15 protein-coding genes are annotated in these 15,775 nt (G+C 39.6%); 9 read left to right on the top strand and 6 right to left on the bottom strand.

Going from position 1 to position 15,775, the window contains the following annotated elements:
* Positions 1-13: 13 nt before the first annotated feature.
* Both MLOOGBEN_RS13950 and MLOOGBEN_RS13945 read right to left on the bottom strand, forming a co-directional pair.
* Positions 14-1,231 carry a Ger(x)C family spore germination protein gene (locus MLOOGBEN_RS13950; RefSeq protein ID WP_179158866.1) on the bottom strand — a complete coding sequence of 406 codons (1,218 nt, stop codon included), beginning with the start codon at positions 1,229-1,231 and terminating at the stop codon, positions 14-16.
* Positions 1,221-2,840 (bottom strand): spore germination protein, encoded by a 1,620-nt coding sequence (locus MLOOGBEN_RS13945; protein WP_179159014.1) that lies wholly within the window; start codon positions 2,838-2,840, stop codon positions 1,221-1,223. The genes MLOOGBEN_RS13950 and MLOOGBEN_RS13945 overlap by 11 nt, the downstream gene beginning before the upstream one ends.
* Before the next feature lie 128 nt (positions 2,841-2,968).
* Here MLOOGBEN_RS13945 and MLOOGBEN_RS13940 point away from each other — a divergent pair, with 128 nt between their 5' ends.
* The 4 genes from MLOOGBEN_RS13940 to MLOOGBEN_RS13925 all read left to right on the top strand — a co-directional run bounded on the left by MLOOGBEN_RS13940 (position 2,969) and on the right by MLOOGBEN_RS13925 (position 6,410).
* Positions 2,969-3,211 (top strand): YczF family membrane protein, encoded by a 243-nt coding sequence (locus MLOOGBEN_RS13940; RefSeq protein ID WP_179158865.1) that lies wholly within the window; start codon positions 2,969-2,971, stop codon positions 3,209-3,211.
* A 171-nt stretch (positions 3,212-3,382) separates the two neighbouring features.
* A complete protein-coding gene (locus MLOOGBEN_RS13935) occupies positions 3,383-4,285 on the top strand; it encodes an EAL domain-containing protein (protein ID WP_179158864.1) in 903 nt (300 codons plus the stop codon).
* 19 nt (positions 4,286-4,304) lie between these two features.
* Positions 4,305-5,312 (top strand): GGDEF domain-containing protein, encoded by a 1,008-nt coding sequence (locus MLOOGBEN_RS13930; RefSeq protein WP_179158863.1) that lies wholly within the window; start codon positions 4,305-4,307, stop codon positions 5,310-5,312.
* A gap of 273 nt (positions 5,313-5,585) precedes the next feature.
* Positions 5,586-6,410, top strand: a complete 825-nt coding sequence (locus tag MLOOGBEN_RS13925; RefSeq protein WP_179158862.1) for an aldo/keto reductase — start codon at positions 5,586-5,588, stop codon at positions 6,408-6,410.
* Between the two features lie 108 nt (positions 6,411-6,518).
* Here MLOOGBEN_RS13925 and MLOOGBEN_RS13920 read toward each other — a convergent pair whose 3' ends face one another.
* The gene (locus tag MLOOGBEN_RS13920; RefSeq protein WP_179158861.1) at positions 6,519-6,998 is read right to left on the bottom strand and encodes a GNAT family N-acetyltransferase; all 480 of its coding nucleotides are present in this window, start codon (positions 6,996-6,998) and stop codon (positions 6,519-6,521) included.
* Between the two features lie 250 nt (positions 6,999-7,248).
* Here MLOOGBEN_RS13920 and MLOOGBEN_RS13915 point away from each other — a divergent pair, with 250 nt between their 5' ends.
* Positions 7,249-8,256 carry a bifunctional metallophosphatase/5'-nucleotidase gene (locus tag MLOOGBEN_RS13915; protein WP_256989091.1) on the top strand — a complete coding sequence of 336 codons (1,008 nt, stop codon included), beginning with the start codon at positions 7,249-7,251 and terminating at the stop codon, positions 8,254-8,256.
* A 410-nt stretch (positions 8,257-8,666) separates the two neighbouring features.
* On the opposite strand, the gene MLOOGBEN_RS13910 is transcribed toward MLOOGBEN_RS13915, so the two are convergent.
* Positions 8,667-10,130, bottom strand: coding sequence for a S8 family serine peptidase (locus tag MLOOGBEN_RS13910; RefSeq protein WP_179158860.1), 1,464 nt, complete (start codon positions 10,128-10,130; stop codon positions 8,667-8,669).
* Positions 10,131-10,443: 313 nt separating this feature from the next.
* Between MLOOGBEN_RS13910 and MLOOGBEN_RS13905 the strand changes: the two genes are divergently transcribed.
* Both MLOOGBEN_RS13905 and MLOOGBEN_RS13900 read left to right on the top strand, forming a co-directional pair.
* The gene (locus tag MLOOGBEN_RS13905; RefSeq protein ID WP_483296392.1) at positions 10,444-10,815 is read left to right on the top strand and encodes a PHP domain-containing protein; all 372 of its coding nucleotides are present in this window, start codon (positions 10,444-10,446) and stop codon (positions 10,813-10,815) included.
* Between the two features lie 81 nt (positions 10,816-10,896).
* Entirely contained in the window at positions 10,897-11,394 is a 498-nt protein-coding gene (locus MLOOGBEN_RS13900) for an SRPBCC domain-containing protein (RefSeq protein WP_179158859.1), read from the top strand.
* A gap of 59 nt (positions 11,395-11,453) precedes the next feature.
* Here MLOOGBEN_RS13900 and MLOOGBEN_RS13895 read toward each other — a convergent pair whose 3' ends face one another.
* Entirely contained in the window at positions 11,454-12,326 is an 873-nt protein-coding gene (locus MLOOGBEN_RS13895; protein ID WP_179159012.1) for a LysR family transcriptional regulator, read from the bottom strand.
* Positions 12,327-12,476: 150 nt separating this feature from the next.
* Here MLOOGBEN_RS13895 and MLOOGBEN_RS13890 point away from each other — a divergent pair, with 150 nt between their 5' ends.
* Both MLOOGBEN_RS13890 and yyaC read left to right on the top strand, forming a co-directional pair.
* Positions 12,477-13,607: an AbrB family transcriptional regulator gene (locus tag MLOOGBEN_RS13890; protein ID WP_179158858.1), complete on the top strand. Its 1,131-nt coding sequence runs from the start codon at positions 12,477-12,479 to the stop codon at positions 13,605-13,607.
* Between the two features lie 56 nt (positions 13,608-13,663).
* Positions 13,664-14,233, top strand: coding sequence for a spore protease YyaC (yyaC, locus tag MLOOGBEN_RS13885; protein WP_179158857.1), 570 nt, complete (start codon positions 13,664-13,666; stop codon positions 14,231-14,233).
* Between the two features lie 71 nt (positions 14,234-14,304).
* Here the strand turns inward: yyaC and MLOOGBEN_RS13880 are convergent, their stop codons facing one another.
* On the bottom strand, positions 14,305-15,621 hold the full coding sequence (locus MLOOGBEN_RS13880) for a CitMHS family transporter (RefSeq protein ID WP_179159011.1): 1,317 nt from the start codon (positions 15,619-15,621) through the stop codon (positions 14,305-14,307).
* Positions 15,622-15,775: the final 154 nt, after the last annotated feature.

Raw genomic sequence — 15,775 nt, 5'->3', positions numbered from 1 at the left:
TCATCCTTTTTGATTATTCCTTATTTACTTGGTGGGAGTTGTTACGTAATCCTGTTCGACGAATAAAGGCATCCACTATTATATCTGTTTTAACTTCTGGAAAATAAACATCATTCCATTTAGAGGCCATTTTTTCCCATTCCTTAGGATTTGTTCGATGAAGTACATCTCCAAATCCAAAAATATCGGATTTATTTTTTTGGGCCTGCTTCACAGCCATCAAAATCTCTTTTTTAATTTCCTTTTCAATTTCTTCTTCTATTTTTAAAAGAACATCAGGATTAGTAAGGTCTATGGGTACTCTTGCCTCTCCAATATTTCCCTCCGCCTGAACCTCAATGGAAACGCGGGGATCTCCTTTTTTCATTTTTGCCATTACCTTTGTTTTTTGTCTGATTAATTCATATACTATAGCCTCGTCTTTTCCTTCCCACTTTACACCAATTGCAGAAGCATTTAATTTGTCGAGGAGGAATACCGACCCTCTTGCAGCCTCACCATCAATCCAATCAGTTAGCTTCCCGTTTTTAAATATCGCAAGACTCCCTGCGTAAATGAAGGAAGAGAATTCCGTTTGCTGGGTATTATCGACTTTTTTACCTGTATTAGCATCTCCGCTTAAACGAAATCCCGAAACAACCAGTTCCTTACCAGGTGAGACAAGTGTCTTTATCGCATCCTGCATGTTAACAGAGATGTTTTCTCCCCAGGTCCTTTCAGTAAATTTTAACGTTTTGATTACTTTATTTGCTGGGATTTTATCTATTGCTGTTAACACTTTAACAATGTTGGAAGCTTTCGTTCCCTGGGCGATGACAATGATCGCTGTACTCCGGAATTCCGCATCCCGTTCAAGTGGATCAAGAATGCTGCTGATGGATTCCTCTTTTGCAAGCTCTTCACTAATGACAACTAAATTTGTATGCGCATAATACAGTCTTCTTGACAATTTACGAGATGTCCTTCTGCTCAACTCGACAATATTATCTCCTGTTCCCGTAATGATGGAAACGGAAGGTCCTTGACTTCCGGCGCCGCCTTGCATACCACCTGCAACGGTACCAGGATTGATAATTTGCAATGTGCCAACATATCGGCCTTCTTCATTCTTGTCAATTCCTAAGGCAGCAACAATAGCCAAGTCGGTTAATTCACTTTTGCTCCAACAACCTGATAAAAGGAGTGTATTGCTAAAAAATACCAATAAGAGCAAAAATCGCTTATTGTTCATCCTGGTCACCTTTTTCTACTACAGAGTTGACCATCCCCCTGCTTTCAGGTGGGGTGGGTTTCTGATCATCGCCTACCCGATTCTCGTTATCTCCGCTAATAGGTTTGGGACGTTTTTTTTGTGCCCAAAGTGGCAAACGGATAATTGAATCGCCTATGTTAGCTAGGATAAGGGGGGCCATTGGGGTTAAATAAGGGACTCCAAAAGACCGAAGACTGCATAAATGTACAGCAAGAACAATGACCCCCAAAATGATTCCATAAAAGCCGAAAGTTGCAGCTGCAAACATAAATCCAAAGCGAATGAGTCGTGCTGAGATGGCCACTGCAAAAGCTGGAGTTGCAAAGTTGGCAATGGCAGTAATGGCCACAACAATGACCATAGCAGGGGAAACAATCCCTGCTTGTACGGCTGCCTGACCAATAACCAGTGCACCAACAATGGAAATCGCTGACCCCACTGCTCTAGGCATCCTTATCCCTGCTTCACGGAGGATTTCAAAAGCAACTTCCATAATCAGTGCTTCGACCAATGCCGGAAAAGGGACTGCCTCCCTCTGGGCTGCGATGGCAACTAACAGCTGTGTCGGTATCATTTCCTGATGAAAAGTTGTAATCGCAATATAAGTAGCTGGCGCGATAATCGAGATAAGGAATATTAAAATCCTTAAGAAGCGCAGTGCAGTTGCAATATCAGCCCGACCATAATAATCTTCTACCGACTGAAAAAATTGGATAAAAACAGCCGGTGCAATCAGGACAAATGGCGTTCCATTCACAATGATCGCAACCCTGCCTTCAAGGAGATTACCGGCGACCATATCTGGCCTTTCCGTATGATAGAGAGTTGGAAATGTCGTAAATCCCTGGTCTTCGATAAGCTGCTCAATATAACCGGATTCAAGGATACTGTCAATTTCAATTCTTTTTAATCGATTCCGGACTTCCTCCACAATTTCATCCTTTGCGATGCCTTTTATATACATAATGGAAACATCTGTTTTCGTGACGCTGCCGATCTTCATATTTTCCAGCCATAAATTAGGGTTTTGAATACGTCTGCGAATTAAAGCGGTATTGGTGCGAATGGATTCGGTGAACCCATCTCGAGGGCCACGAACGGTTACCTGGCTGCCTGGTTCTTCAATGGAACGCTGCTCCCCGCCTCTTGTGCTGGCACTAAGTGCTTTTTGTGTACCATCAACCAGGATAATACTCTCACCAGACATTAAAGACAGGTACAAGTTGTCCCAATCCGTAATTTCTTTTACATCCCCCAGCGCTACTACCTTTTCAAAAAGGATTTCGAAAATTGGCCTGCTGTTGTGAACAGTACTATTATTCATAATCGATTCAATCAAAAAGTCGTTAATGGCCTTACTATCTGAAATCCCTTCGACAAAGACAACCGCTGTATCGGGCCCATTGCCATCGCTAAGCTGCAATTTTCGGATGACAACATCAATGCTATTCCCTGTTTTTTCTTTAATGTAATGTATTTGATCTTGTAAAGAACTAGGAATGGCCTTGGATGACTTTTCGCTATATTGAGTATGTTTCTTCTGCAATTTTAATTTTTTTACTTTTTTGGATAGGGAAAATAGAGACATCGTCACTAAACCTTTCCTGCTTTTTTATTATTTTCCACCAATATTGAAAAGGTATTCCTTATTTTCTAGAAAGTACCAGCACACTTCCGGAGGGAAAGAGGAATCCTACCATAAAAAGGTGATAAAAAATGAAAATAATCATTATTACACTAGTGATGCTAGCAACATTAATAAGTTGTGCCTTCGGAATTGACCTCATGTTAGGATTTGAAATGAAAACTGCATGGCGAAATGCCATAAGCCCTTTTAGAGTAATGGAAGTTCCTGAATACTTTGTATTTATTCTTCTGATTGCAATTTACTTAATTAAAAAACTATATAGTTTGGTAAATAAAAGGATAAGCAGAAAACTGTCGAAAATGGTAGAGTAGGAAGACCATGGGGACGGTTCTTGTGGTCATCACTAACCACATAAGACCAGGAGAGCCGTCCCCAAGGAAACGCTAAATTAACAAAAAAATATTATAAAATTTACATTGCCTCAACATTAGATAATTAAAATATAGGTATATTTAATTATTTAACCGAAGCAGGTGCAGCTAATGGACAGTCAGAATCATAACCAGTTATTTTCAGTTCTGAGAAAGAGTAGCTTTTACTCCTATTTAATATACCTAAATAATAGAAGAAAAAAGGATATTTTATATTATAAAAGGCTGAGGGAATTGCAAAAAATTGTGAAAAACAATGCCTTGGATACCTTCTTTCAACCTGTGTTAAACTTACATTCAGGAGAAACAATTGGTTATGAAGCGTTAAATCGACCTGCGGTTACAAATGAATTTCCAAACACTGAAATATTTTATGACTTTGTGGGCCAATCGAACCAGGTGTTTTTGTTTGAGTGCTTTTGTAGAAATATTTCCCTTAAACGGTATATGGAACGATTAAAAGATCAATTGCATAAGAAGAATTCACTGCTTTTTATCAATATTCACCCGCATGTTTTACTAGATTCTAATTACCATAGCGGTGAAACCCTTCAGCTTTTATCTGACCTTGGGATCGAACCGAAGCAGGTCGTTTTTGAATTGACGGAAAAAAGTGCTGTGACGGACTTTCCTCTTTTTGAGAAGGTCCTTTCCAATTATCGCGCACAAGGATTTCGAATTGCCATCGATGATGTAGGGTCTGGGTACAATAGCCTAAAAACGTTAATTTATTTAAAGCCTGAATTTATTAAACTAGATAAGTCCCTTATTCAAAATATTGACCAAAGGATAGAACAACAGCAATTAGTAGAGTTGATTTTAGACTATGCAAAACTATCTTCAACCAAAATTATTGCAGAAGGAATAGAAAGGCACGAAGATCTGGCTTTTTTAATGGAACAAGGAGTTCATTACGGACAAGGATATGCATTGGGCAAACCTCATCAGGAGGTAAAACCAGGAAGGATTCCGCCGTGTTTAATGAAAAAGGAAAAACTCTCGATTATCATTTGATAGGCGAAAAGGTGATCTTATGGCAGTTTATATAGGTGATATTGCAGAACCTGTACCCTGTATTTCTCAGATGGGTATTAGTAAAGAGGTCGATAAGATCTTTAGTGAAAATACGAAGATACATGGTGTGGTGGTTGTAAATGAAGAGGTGCCGATATCCCTCATTACACGAACGAATTTTTATCAAAAAATGGGGACTTTGTATGGTTACAATCTCTATATGGGGCGGTCTATCGAATTAATCGCAAACCATGAACCTCTGATTGTTGATTACTTTCAGTCTATTACAGAGGTAAGTAGATTAGCAATGGAGAGGAAGGAAGAGGATCGCTACGATTATGTGATTGTGACAAAGGAAGATAAGTATATTGGTATTGTAAGTATACAAAGATTACTTATGACGCTGGTTGAGGTTCAAACAGAATTTGCCAGCCTATTAAATCCGCTGACTCGCTTGCCAGGAAATCATATTATAGACGATAAGCTAAAAGAGATCATCAACCAGAAGAATTTTAGTATCTTATACTTCGATCTCGATCATTTTAAAGCTTATAACGATACCTATGGCTTTAAAAAAGGGGACGAGCTGCTCCAGGCTACTGCTGATCTTCTGAAAAGGACATTTGAGAAATCGGGTGTTTTTTTAGGACATATTGGCGGCGATGATTTTATTGGTGTTCTCAATCATTATGATGTTCTATCCATTTGCGAACCTATCATGGAGGATTTCGACAGGAGTATTGTCAGGTTCTATCATTCTACTCATCTTTCACAAGATTTCGTCATAACCGAAAATCGCCAAGGTGTGAAGGAAAAAATAGCACTTGTCTCACTGTCTATCGCTGCGGTTACGAATGAATGTCAGCCCTTTCAAACAGTTGAAGAACTTGTTGAATATGCTGCAATCGTTAAAAAAAGATGCAAGAAGATTAAAGGAAGCTGTTGTTTGATTAATAATGAAGACCAGGGGGACCATGACCATGGGGACGGTTCTTCTGGACTGGTTTATCCTGGAATTTTAGTATGATATCTATACCTTTATGGGCATACTGGAACATTGGTAATGCCTTTTTGTTCTACGAGTAACGAGTTTCCGCCACGGTACATTCCTTCTGCTGATGTAACGGTTCATCATTCAGAGGCAGTACGTGATTTATTCAAAAAAGTCATTGTGGCTTACACATAGGTTGTATATCTTGGCTTTTTATGTAAAAATATATTGCAGAAAATATGAGGTGCTGACAAGCATTCTCTATTATTACCTTCAAAAAAGGCCAAGGACACAAGGAGGAGATGTACGATGAATTTTGTCACTTTAAATAATGGTGTGAAAATGCCGCAGCTAGGATTTGGTGTTTGGCAGGTTGCAGACGACCAGGCGACAGAGACAGTAGCTGTGGCGCTAAAAGTTGGTTACACCTCTATAGATACGGCGATGATCTATAAAAATGAAAAGGGCGTGGGAAGGGCGATCGCTGAGTCTTCCGTTCCTCGTGATGAGTTATTTATTACAACCAAAGTCTGGAATGCTGATCAAGGCTTTGACAAGACTTTACGTGCATTTGATGAAAGCTTGGACCGATTAGGTCTTGATTATGTGGATTTATATTTGATTCACTGGCCAACTCCTAACTTTGACCAATATGTTGATACCTATAAGGCTTTAGAAAAGCTTTATCATGATGGCCGAGTGAAGGCAATTGGGGTCTGTAACTTTGAAGTTGAGCACTTAGAGCGCATTTTAAAAGAATGTGACGTCGTACCGGTATTGAATCAGGTTGAGTGTCATCCATACCTTGCTCAAAATGAGTTAAAAGAGTACTGTGCAAAGCATAATATCTTTGTAGAAGCCTGGAGTCCTCTTGAGCAGGGAGGCGAGGTCCTGCAAGACGAAGTTATTCAATCGATAGCTGTGTCACAGAGCAAGACTCCAGCACAGGTTGTGTTGCGCTGGCATTTACAAAACAACACCATCGTCATTCCGAAATCGGTAACACCCTCAAGAATCGAAGAAAACATTAACGTATTTGATTTTGAACTTTCTGCAAATGAAATGGACCAAATAAATAAACTTAATCGCAATCGACGCAGAGGCTCACATCCAAACGACATGCATGTTCGCTGAGTCGGGGGACACGGGGAAGGTTCTGATGGTCAGGCCCCCTATACTATGATGAAGGAAAGGGAGAGGAGCTATAATGCCCTCTCCCTTTGTTGTTCTTCTTTATGTAAGTCAAGGCTGTTCCAATTGGTCCTTGCTAATAATGGAAAAGATTAATTCATCTTCAACAGCTTTTATTACTTTGCCGGTATCTTTAAAACCTACGGATAGATATAGTTGTTTGGCTATTTCATTTTCAGGAACAAAGGTTATAAATATTTCGTCACAATGAAATTGATTAACCATTTCTTTTATTACTAAGAGTAATGCTTGCTTACCATAACCATTTCCTTGAAACTTGTAATCAATCATGATTCTACAAATTTCATAGCCAGAAAGTTCGTCCGAATACCCATACATGGTAAAGCCTATGGGCCTATCATTTAGATAAATGGCTTTAACTGTCCAATTTTCTTCTATACTGGCTTGTGCTAAGGACAAACAGTTTGAGGCAAGTGTTTTTTCGAATACTCTGTTTCGTTGATCTTCTGCGCTACTTAGTCTGACAATGTCTATCCAGTTTTGTTTATTTACATCTTTTAAAGTAATCATTTCATTCCCTCTAATCCACATTTTAATTCTACTTTAATATTCTACCTTTGGTGAAAATAACCTTTTTTGGGGGACATGGGGACGGTTCTGTTGGCAATAAACGGTGTTATTACTGGAGTCTTTCAAAAAAGGTCATGAGAACCGTCCCCAAGGTCACGTCGAATCCTTATCGTGATTTTAATCTTAAGTTAATCGTAACTTTACATTCTAGTTTTACAATTTAAGAGGGTAATGAATAGGAGGAGAGTGTATGAATAAAATGAGAAAGAATTTATGGACGGGCTGCTTTTCACTGGCGGTGGCTGCTGCTTTTGTTGCAATGCCCGTAACGGCAGATGCCGAGGAAAATCTCAAGGAGGGAGAAAAGTTTGAACTCACCATTCTTCAGACGAATGACTTTCATGGGCATGTGGATGATATCGTCACACTGGATGACGGAACGGTTCATTACAATTCGATTGCGAAGTATGCTACCATCATTGAGAATGTTCGCAATGTAGAGGAGAATGTGCTGCTCGTCGATGGCGGGGATGTCTTCCTGCGAGGTGAGTTTCAGGCGGGCCAAGGAGAGTTAGAGACGTCTCTATTGAAAGCTCTGGACTATGATGCGATGGTTCTCGGAAACAACGACTTCCGTGTTTACCCTGCAGGAGAGGGCACACCGTACAGTCTTTATGAACAGTTGAAGAATTACCACCGCAACGTGAACTTCCCGATTCTTACTGGTAATGTCATGAACAAAGAAACAGGAAAGTACATACAAAATGTCAAGCCTTGGAAGGGCTTTACCTTCAAGGGTGTTCAAGTCGGGGTGATTGGCCTTACTTCGATGAAGCCGGAAATTCGCGGTTGGAATGACGTCGCAGACCTCGACTTTATTGAACCGGTTGAAGCGTTACATGCATTGCTTCCTGAGGTAAGTGAAAAGTCGGACATTAACATTGTCCTTTCACATGCCGGAAACCCTGAAGATCACAACTTGGCAAAGGTTCCCGGAGTTTCCGCGGTAATCGGAGCTGATACACACAAAGTCATCAAAACGCCTGAATATGAATTCAACGGCGAGGTAATGGTGCCCATTACGCAAGCAGGTGGAGAACAAGAGAATTATTTGGGCCGCCTGAATTTGACCTTTGAAGTCATTGACGGCCAAATGAAGCTGGTAGATTCCGATGGATTCCTCTACGACGTCACAAATGTTCCTGCGGACCCGGAAATCCAAACGATTATCGACGAATATCGTGCAGAGAAGAACTAGGGACATGGGGACGGTCCATCTGGCCAAAAGCGAGGGCATTACTGGAACATTGGTAATGCCAAACTGATTGGCTGCCTCTTTTTAAAATGCTGTGTTATGATTCATTGTTGATTTTCGTGTAGGGTTAATCATTCATAGGCGGAGAATTTCCGTCTATTGTAGATAAAGGAACCTTAAGAAGCCGATATAAGCGGAAATATTCCGGTTAACAGCTTTAAATAAGACAAAATCAAATGATTTGGATACCATAAGCGGAAAAACTCCGCTTATTGTTAAGGAAATATGGGGATTTTCCAATTTAAACGGAAATTCTCCGCTTATTTTCCAAACACAGTAAAATCAACATTCAGCTTTAACACAGCCTTTTAAAAAAGAACCACTGAGATTAAACTCAGTGGTTCTTTCAATTACTACTTAGCAGTATCCTTCGATAAGAAGTTATAAATATTTGCTTCGCCTGCTCCATATAGTGGATCTACTCCAACTTTTCCAAAATCAATGGCACTTTGTCTGATGGCTGCTGCAACTTGTGCAGGGCTATACTCAGGGTGAGCGGCTTTAATGACTCCAGCAACTCCAGCAACTTTCGGTGCTGCCATGGAAGTACCATGCAAATATGAATACCCATGCCATTGTCCGTCGCTAAATTGGGTTGTAGCATTTCCCCCGCCTACTGGGTAACTAGGATAAGTAGATAGTGTACGATACGTAAAATCACGTGTATTTAAATAGTTTCCGGCCGGATCTTGACGGTAAAGGCTGTCGTACGTTGGGCCATTATCGCCTCCAGGACCAGCAACATCAATGGCATTACCGTAATTGGAGTAGAATGCGATTCCATCTGTTGACCACTCATTAGATGAAGACACTGTAATCACTCCAGGAATTTGTGCTGGAACGACACGAGAAGGACCCTTAATATCTAATCCATAAGTAGCTTTCCAATAAGCTTGCATATCATGTAAATTGTTTAGATCTTTTGAGTCGTTCCCCGAAGATACGACCACTGTAACTCCTTTTTGAATCGCGTATTGAACGGCACGGTGATAGGCAACCATTGAAGCGGAATCACCTTTCTCTTCTAGGTTATGAGCCATCCAGCGCCAGCCGCCAATGGACATATTAATCACCTCAACGCCATCGTTTGCTGCAGCGACAATGGCATCGGTAATCCATGATTGCTGTGCACCACCCGTTGCTCCAAACACACGGTACGCTCTGACCGTTAAATCCGGACCAACACCCTTTACCTTGCCATTCGCAGCGATCGATCCAGCAACATGTGTGCCGTGGCCATTTTTGTCCCAAGCATCTGTAGTTCCTGGAACGAAGGTTTTAGAGCCTGCCAGATCAGCATTATCCTTCAAGTCCGGATGGCTAAAGTCAATACCGGTATCAATTACTGCAACCACCGTATCTTTATCTCCATCATTTATGCTATAAGATTCCCCATCATTAGTAAGACGATGCATGTCCCATTGTTTTTCCCAATAGGTGTCTGCGGCTGCATCTAACGTAACTTTAGCTCCATTAGGAGTTCCCGGGGTAAAATTAACTTTTGTATCGGGGTCTGTTTCTAAGTATGCTTCAAGTTCTCTGCCTGCTGATTGTACGTTTGCATCTTTTTTTACATTAGTAAGGAAAGCAGGATTAGCGGATGCAACTTCTACTATGCCAATTTCTTCTATGATTCGTTCTATTTTTCCGCCTGATTTTTCAATTCTCTCAGAGAAATTGGATGGCAGTTTCCCCTTATAGGCTACAACAAAATGTTCCAGTTCTGGTGAAGCCTTTGTTTTGTTGGGTTGGACCCCAACTAGTAGTGAAAATGATAGAGCAGAACAAATAGATAGTACAGCTAGTTTCTTCTTCATTTACATTCCTCCATTTATATGTAACATTACGTGAGACACGTAGAATTAAATTTTATTACAAGCTCTTAAATATATTTGTCGAATTACGGACTTAAAAAGTGTGAATATTCCGACATAAAACACAGGTAAGTGGGTACCCACGTCCGTCACTTTCTGATTTTCTCGAAGATTGATAGACTAGTAAACTTTCTAGTTGAGCATATTCCCCGATTAGGGGCAAACTCTTGCTTTATTTACAAACAATTTACCGACAATTAACACTTTTAACTTGGCACCAAGTTATTCTTAAAATAAAGATAAAGGAGGGACCTGCGTGAAAATTGAGTTACATTGTCATACGAATATTTCTGATTGTCTATTGTCGATTGATGAGGTCTTGGAGTTAGCTGTCGCAGAAGGGGTTACACACTTAGCGGTTACCAACCATGACACCACGAAAGGTTTGAATGAAGCAATTGAAATTGGAAAGAGATATGGAATTGAAGTGATTCCATGTATTGAAATGTCAGGGTTCGATTTTGTAAGAGGCCGCCGTGTTCACATTCTCGGTTATTTTATTGAACCGGGTCATGAGAGAAATGATGAAAATCATAATGCGGAACTTCAGGGCGACCAAGGGGACGGTTCTAATGGCTTTTTATATAGGGGCAAATTGGCGGCGGCCTGTAAAAATATCAATGTGTAAGGAATCATTTAACAGTTCCATTGGCAATGCTAACAAAATAGACTATGAAAACCGTCCCCTAGGACTAATTGGAGGAATTACATGTCAACTCAAATCAAAGTCACTCATACTTTTAATGCTCCACGTGAACTTGTGTTTAAGGCTTTCACAGAATCAGACCACTTAAAGAACTGGTGGGGGCCAAAAGGATGGACGTTTGAGGTTTTAAAATCAGATTTCCTCCCCGGTGGTGTTTTTCATTACAGCCAGAAACCTGCTGACGGTAATGTAATGTGGGTTAAATTTGTATACAGTGAAATGATTACACCAGAGAAAATCGTTTACTCCAGTTTCTTTTCCGATGAAGAAGGTAACACTGTACGTGCCCCCTTTCACGCAAATTGGCCGGTGGAAACCCTGAATACCATTACGTTCAGCGAAGCCGAGGGAAAAACAAACCTTACTATGATTGTGGCTCCCGTATCCCCGACTGAGGAAGAGCTCAAAACCTTCGAGGATTCAAAAGAGATGGCTAAAGAAGGATATAGCGGAACCTATTATCAATTAGATGAATACTTAACAAAGATAAAAACCGTTTAAAATAACCGCAGAAAAAAACACCAACATTGGTGTTTTTTTGGTGATCGTGGGGACGGTTCTCATTTAATATTATGCAAGTCCATTCCTTCTACAAACTCAACAAAGGCTTTCACAATATTTAACTCTAAAGATTCCTCATGGTAGAACATCCAAGTCTTACGTATGATTTTCTCTCCACTTTTTGTTCTAATCTCAAATTTATGGATATTGTCCAGATCATTTATTAACAAACTTGGCAAGATTGCGTATCCTAACCCATTCTCAACCATCTTTTTGCATGTGTCAGCTTTATCGACGTTGATGCTGACTAATGGCGGCTGGGAATAGTTTTCAGTCCACCAATTATCCACTGCAGTTTTTAGTAATGGATCAGTGTGATAATCAATTCTTGGTAAATAGGGGAGGCGGTGGATATCAATTTCTACTTTTGAAGCAATACAAATGCTTTCTTCAAAGAGCAGTTTCTTTTGATCTTGCCAGCTATAATCTCCCCTTACAAAGCCAATATGTACATCTTGATTGTGCATTAAATGGGTAATATGGCTGCTTAATCCTGTTGTTACCTTGAACTCAACATCAGGGTACTGATTTTTGAAGAGTTTTAATAGCCCAGGTAGTTTATAATCAGTAAAGAAATTTGAAACACCCAATCTCAAAATACCGGATATTTTATCCTCCATATTCAAAACCGTTTCTTTTATCTTTTGTATACGCCATAACATTTCATGAGCACTTTTTGCCAGATATTCACCCTGCGAGGTAAATTGGACTCCGCGCCGGCCTCTGATAACAATTTGGACACCAAATTGTTTTTCCATCGTTTTCAAACGATTCGTCAAAGCTGGCTGAGAAATATACAATATTTTAGCAGTATTTGTTATATTCTTCTCTTGATAAAGGGTTTGTAAAACCATCCAGTCTCTTTCGTCCAACATTTTCACTCCTAATTAGAAATAACCTTTATTTATGGTTAAACATATTAATTCGATATTTTATTTATTGCTATGTTTATACTATATTAATAATACATAACACAAGTAGCGGTGTTTTATTTTAGACTCAATGAAAGTAGGTCGGTTTATTTGAAGAGAAACAACACTTTTTTTCGAAGTGTTTGGTTTATAGCAATCAGCGGCTTAGGCGGATTTTTTCTCTCGTTGACAGGTCTTTCCATTGGATGGATGATTGGCACATTTCTGGCAGCTGCCTTACTATCATTTTTGAAGCCATCACTACTAAGGCATGATGCCTCCAAAAAGGGTGTTCCAAAATACTGGTTGTTTATAGGACAATGTATTTTAGGAATTGAATTGGGACAGAAAATAAACTTATCTTTTTTGCATATTTTTAAAGAATATTGGATGACCATTATTCTCATGCTACTTCTATCAATCTTTTTTTCTTTACTTTCTGGTTTCCTACTTTGGAAATACAGTAAAACTGATATGCTTACTAGCTTTTTTGGAACGGCTCCTGGCGGATTGTCCGCGATGCCGGGGATTGCGGAAGAGGTCGGGGCGAATACGGCTGTCGTCAGCATTATCCAAACTATGCGCGTATTTTTAGTTATCCTTACTATTCCTATTTTTGTCTCTTTATGGGCTAGTAATCCGGTAAATCACGTCACCTTACCTGCCCAGACTGTCTCACCCTTTGAATTCGAGAAGCTGCTCTGGACTTTAGTGTTAATTGGAATTGCATATGGGGGATACCTCTTGGGCAAGTATTTAAAATTTCCTGCTCCATGGTTGATTGGAAGTATGGTGGCAGTGGCGGTTGTCCAATCATTCGGTTCTTTGTTTATGGGTCATGATATGGTTTCATGGTGGCCGCACGTGGTGATCACTTTATCTCAAATTTTTATTGCGGCAAGTATTGGTTCCCGTTTTCATAAAAGCATGTTTATCGGATTAAAACAGACGTTAATTGTCGCCTTTTTAAGTACGATTGGTCTTATTTTCTCCATGATTATGTGTGCCATTTTTGTTTCAAAAGTAACAGGGATCGCACTTATTACCGCTGTTCTTGCCTTTGCTCCTGGCGGTATTGCTGAAATGACAACAACTTCTGTTGTGCTAAATGCAGATTCTACATTTGTCATAGCAGTGCAAGTACTACGAATCATTATTGTGTGTGTTATATTACCGCCATTTTTCAGGCTACTAAATTATTGGGAGCATAAAAAGCACCTATCTTCCCATGCTTCAGCTTAATTTGATATGTTTAAGATCATTATTGTTTGTATAATAGTAAAAAGGGGAATCAAGATATGTCCAATCTACATGAAAACGGAGCAGGTATATTCGGTGATCCGAGCGATAAAAATACAGAAAAACTAGCATCTTTAATGAAGGAAATTATTCAATCGTCTGGATATCAAAAAGAAGATATTATCTTTCTCTGCATTGGTTCTGACCGCTCTGTAGGAGATTCATTGGGCCCTTTAGTTGGAACGATGCTCAAGGAATATCAGGTACCATACCGTATCTACGGGACCTTGGAAAAGCCAGTTCATGCATTTAATTTAAAAGAAACATTAAAAGAAATTAAAAAGGAATTTATAAAGCCGCTTATTATTAGTGTGGATGCCTGTTTAGGCGATCAAAATCAAGTGGGTTATGTTTTTTTGAAAGAAGGACCTCTGGTTCCGGGGGAAGCCCTAAAAAAAGTATTGCCGGAAGTAGGAGACTATCATATTATTGGGATGGTAAATTATATAGACCCTTTACCAGCCATGCAATTTTTAAATGATACTCGTTTATTCACAGTTATGAACCTTGCAAAAACAATTGTAAAAATCATTACTCAAGCAACCAACGAGATTCAAGCAACCTCTTAAAAAAGTGAGGCTGGCCCAAAAGCCATTAGAATTGGTTTTGGGACAGCCCTGCTTCGATTAAGGTTAGACAATTAAAATAGAGTGATAGCCCCTGTTAAGATAGCGACAAGGATAAGAACTACTGAACAAAAAAGAGCCCATTTAAATGCATACTTCTGTAGTTCCCCGATGTCTTTATTGACCATTCCCACTAATAAAAGAGTCGAAGCCACGAGTGGACTTAAAAAATGTACAGGCTGACCCAATACAGAAGCTCTGGCAATTTCTAAAGGACTCACCCCATAAGCTGTTCCTGCCTCAGCAAGAATTGGTAAAACCCCAAAGTAATAAGCGTCATTGGATAAAACGAATGTAAATGGCATGCTAGTCAGGGCAACGACTACCGGAAAAAAAGAGCCTAGAGAATCCGGAATGATGGCCACTAATGAATTTGCGATGGCATCAACCATTTTTGTGCCGGAAAAAATTCCAGTGAAAATACCTGCCGCAAATACTAATGTAACAACCGTTATAGCGTTTGCAGAATGTGCAACAATCCGCTCCCTTTGCTGCTCTAAATTTGGGTAATTAATAACGGAAGCAATTACAAATCCAATTAAAAACAAAACGGGTACAGGTATTAAACCCATAATAAGAACGACCATGATCGTAAGCGTTAAAAGAAGATTGACCCATATTAATTTAGGACGCTTTAAATCCGCTTGTATGGCGGCAGCAACTGCAGCTTCACCAAGAGCGGTGCTCCTTCTAGGAGCTGTATTGATTTGGACAACTCCAACCCTTTTACGTTCTTTTTTTCCAAGTACATAAGAGGTAAAAAGAATAGATGCCATTCCTGCGAGCAGTGTTGGAATAATTGGAATGAAGAATTCATTTGCATCTAGACCTAGAGATGCTATCGCTCTTGTAGCGGGTCCTCCCCAAGGCGTCATTCCACTCATAATACTAACAGAAAGCATTGAAATGGTGGCAAGAATAAGAGGATTCATACCAAGTCGCAAGTAAAGCGGCAGCATGGCAGAGATGGTAATCATATGAGTTGTCGTACCATCACCATCTAAAGCAACAGTCATGGCGATCACTGCAGTTCCTATCGCTATTTTAACTGGGTCCCCTTTTACAATTTTCAACATCGTTTTAATAAGTGGATCAAATAATCCAGCGTCAATTAGAACTCCAAAAAACAGAATAGCAAACAATAACAAAGCAGCGGAGGGGGCAACAACCTTTAATCCCTCATACATCATTTCCCCAAGTTTAGAACTAAAACCACCTATGATGGCAAAGGCAATCGGTACGATCGTTAGGGCAGTAACCGGGGATAAGCGTTTGGACATAATTAAATAAGTAAACACAATTACCATTGAAATTCCCAAAAAAGTAAGAATATTAATCTCCCTCCCATTGATAAGAAATCGCTTACAAATGCATAAACATAAAATCCTTTTCCATTTCCTTGCTCCCTTTTCTCTTTTTTAGAATAATTTAAATATTAAAATAAGTAAAATAGAAGTTTTTTTATACTTTTTTATAAAAAAACTT

Origin of the sequence: Bacillus sp. EB106-08-02-XG196 (assembly GCF_013396335.1) — a bacterium.
Classification (GTDB): domain Bacteria; phylum Bacillota; class Bacilli; order Bacillales; family Cytobacillaceae; genus Neobacillus.
The sequence above is the reverse complement of the archived record's forward strand: the minus strand, read 5'-3'. Positions and strand labels throughout refer to the sequence as shown.

Bases quoted from the DNA above. Each gene is read 5' to 3' on its own strand.
- MLOOGBEN_RS13950 (WP_179158866.1), bottom strand. From the start codon at position 1,231: ATGAACAATAAGCGATTTTTGCTCTTATTGGTATTTTTTAGCAATACA.
- MLOOGBEN_RS13945 (WP_179159014.1), bottom strand. From the start codon at position 2,840: ATGTCTCTATTTTCCCTATCCAAAAAAGTAAAAAAATTAAAATTGCAG.
- MLOOGBEN_RS13940 (WP_179158865.1), top strand. From the start codon at position 2,969: ATGAAAATAATCATTATTACACTAGTGATGCTAGCAACATTAATAAGT.
- MLOOGBEN_RS13935 (WP_179158864.1), top strand. From the start codon at position 3,383: ATGGACAGTCAGAATCATAACCAGTTATTTTCAGTTCTGAGAAAGAGT.
- MLOOGBEN_RS13930 (WP_179158863.1), top strand. From the start codon at position 4,305: ATGGCAGTTTATATAGGTGATATTGCAGAACCTGTACCCTGTATTTCT.
- MLOOGBEN_RS13925 (WP_179158862.1), top strand. From the start codon at position 5,586: ATGAATTTTGTCACTTTAAATAATGGTGTGAAAATGCCGCAGCTAGGA.
- MLOOGBEN_RS13920 (WP_179158861.1), bottom strand. From the start codon at position 6,998: ATGATTACTTTAAAAGATGTAAATAAACAAAACTGGATAGACATTGTC.
- MLOOGBEN_RS13915 (WP_256989091.1), top strand. From the start codon at position 7,249: ATGAATAAAATGAGAAAGAATTTATGGACGGGCTGCTTTTCACTGGCG.
- MLOOGBEN_RS13910 (WP_179158860.1), bottom strand. From the start codon at position 10,130: ATGAAGAAGAAACTAGCTGTACTATCTATTTGTTCTGCTCTATCATTT.
- MLOOGBEN_RS13900 (WP_179158859.1), top strand. From the start codon at position 10,897: ATGTCAACTCAAATCAAAGTCACTCATACTTTTAATGCTCCACGTGAA.
- yyaC (WP_179158857.1), top strand. From the start codon at position 13,664: ATGTCCAATCTACATGAAAACGGAGCAGGTATATTCGGTGATCCGAGC.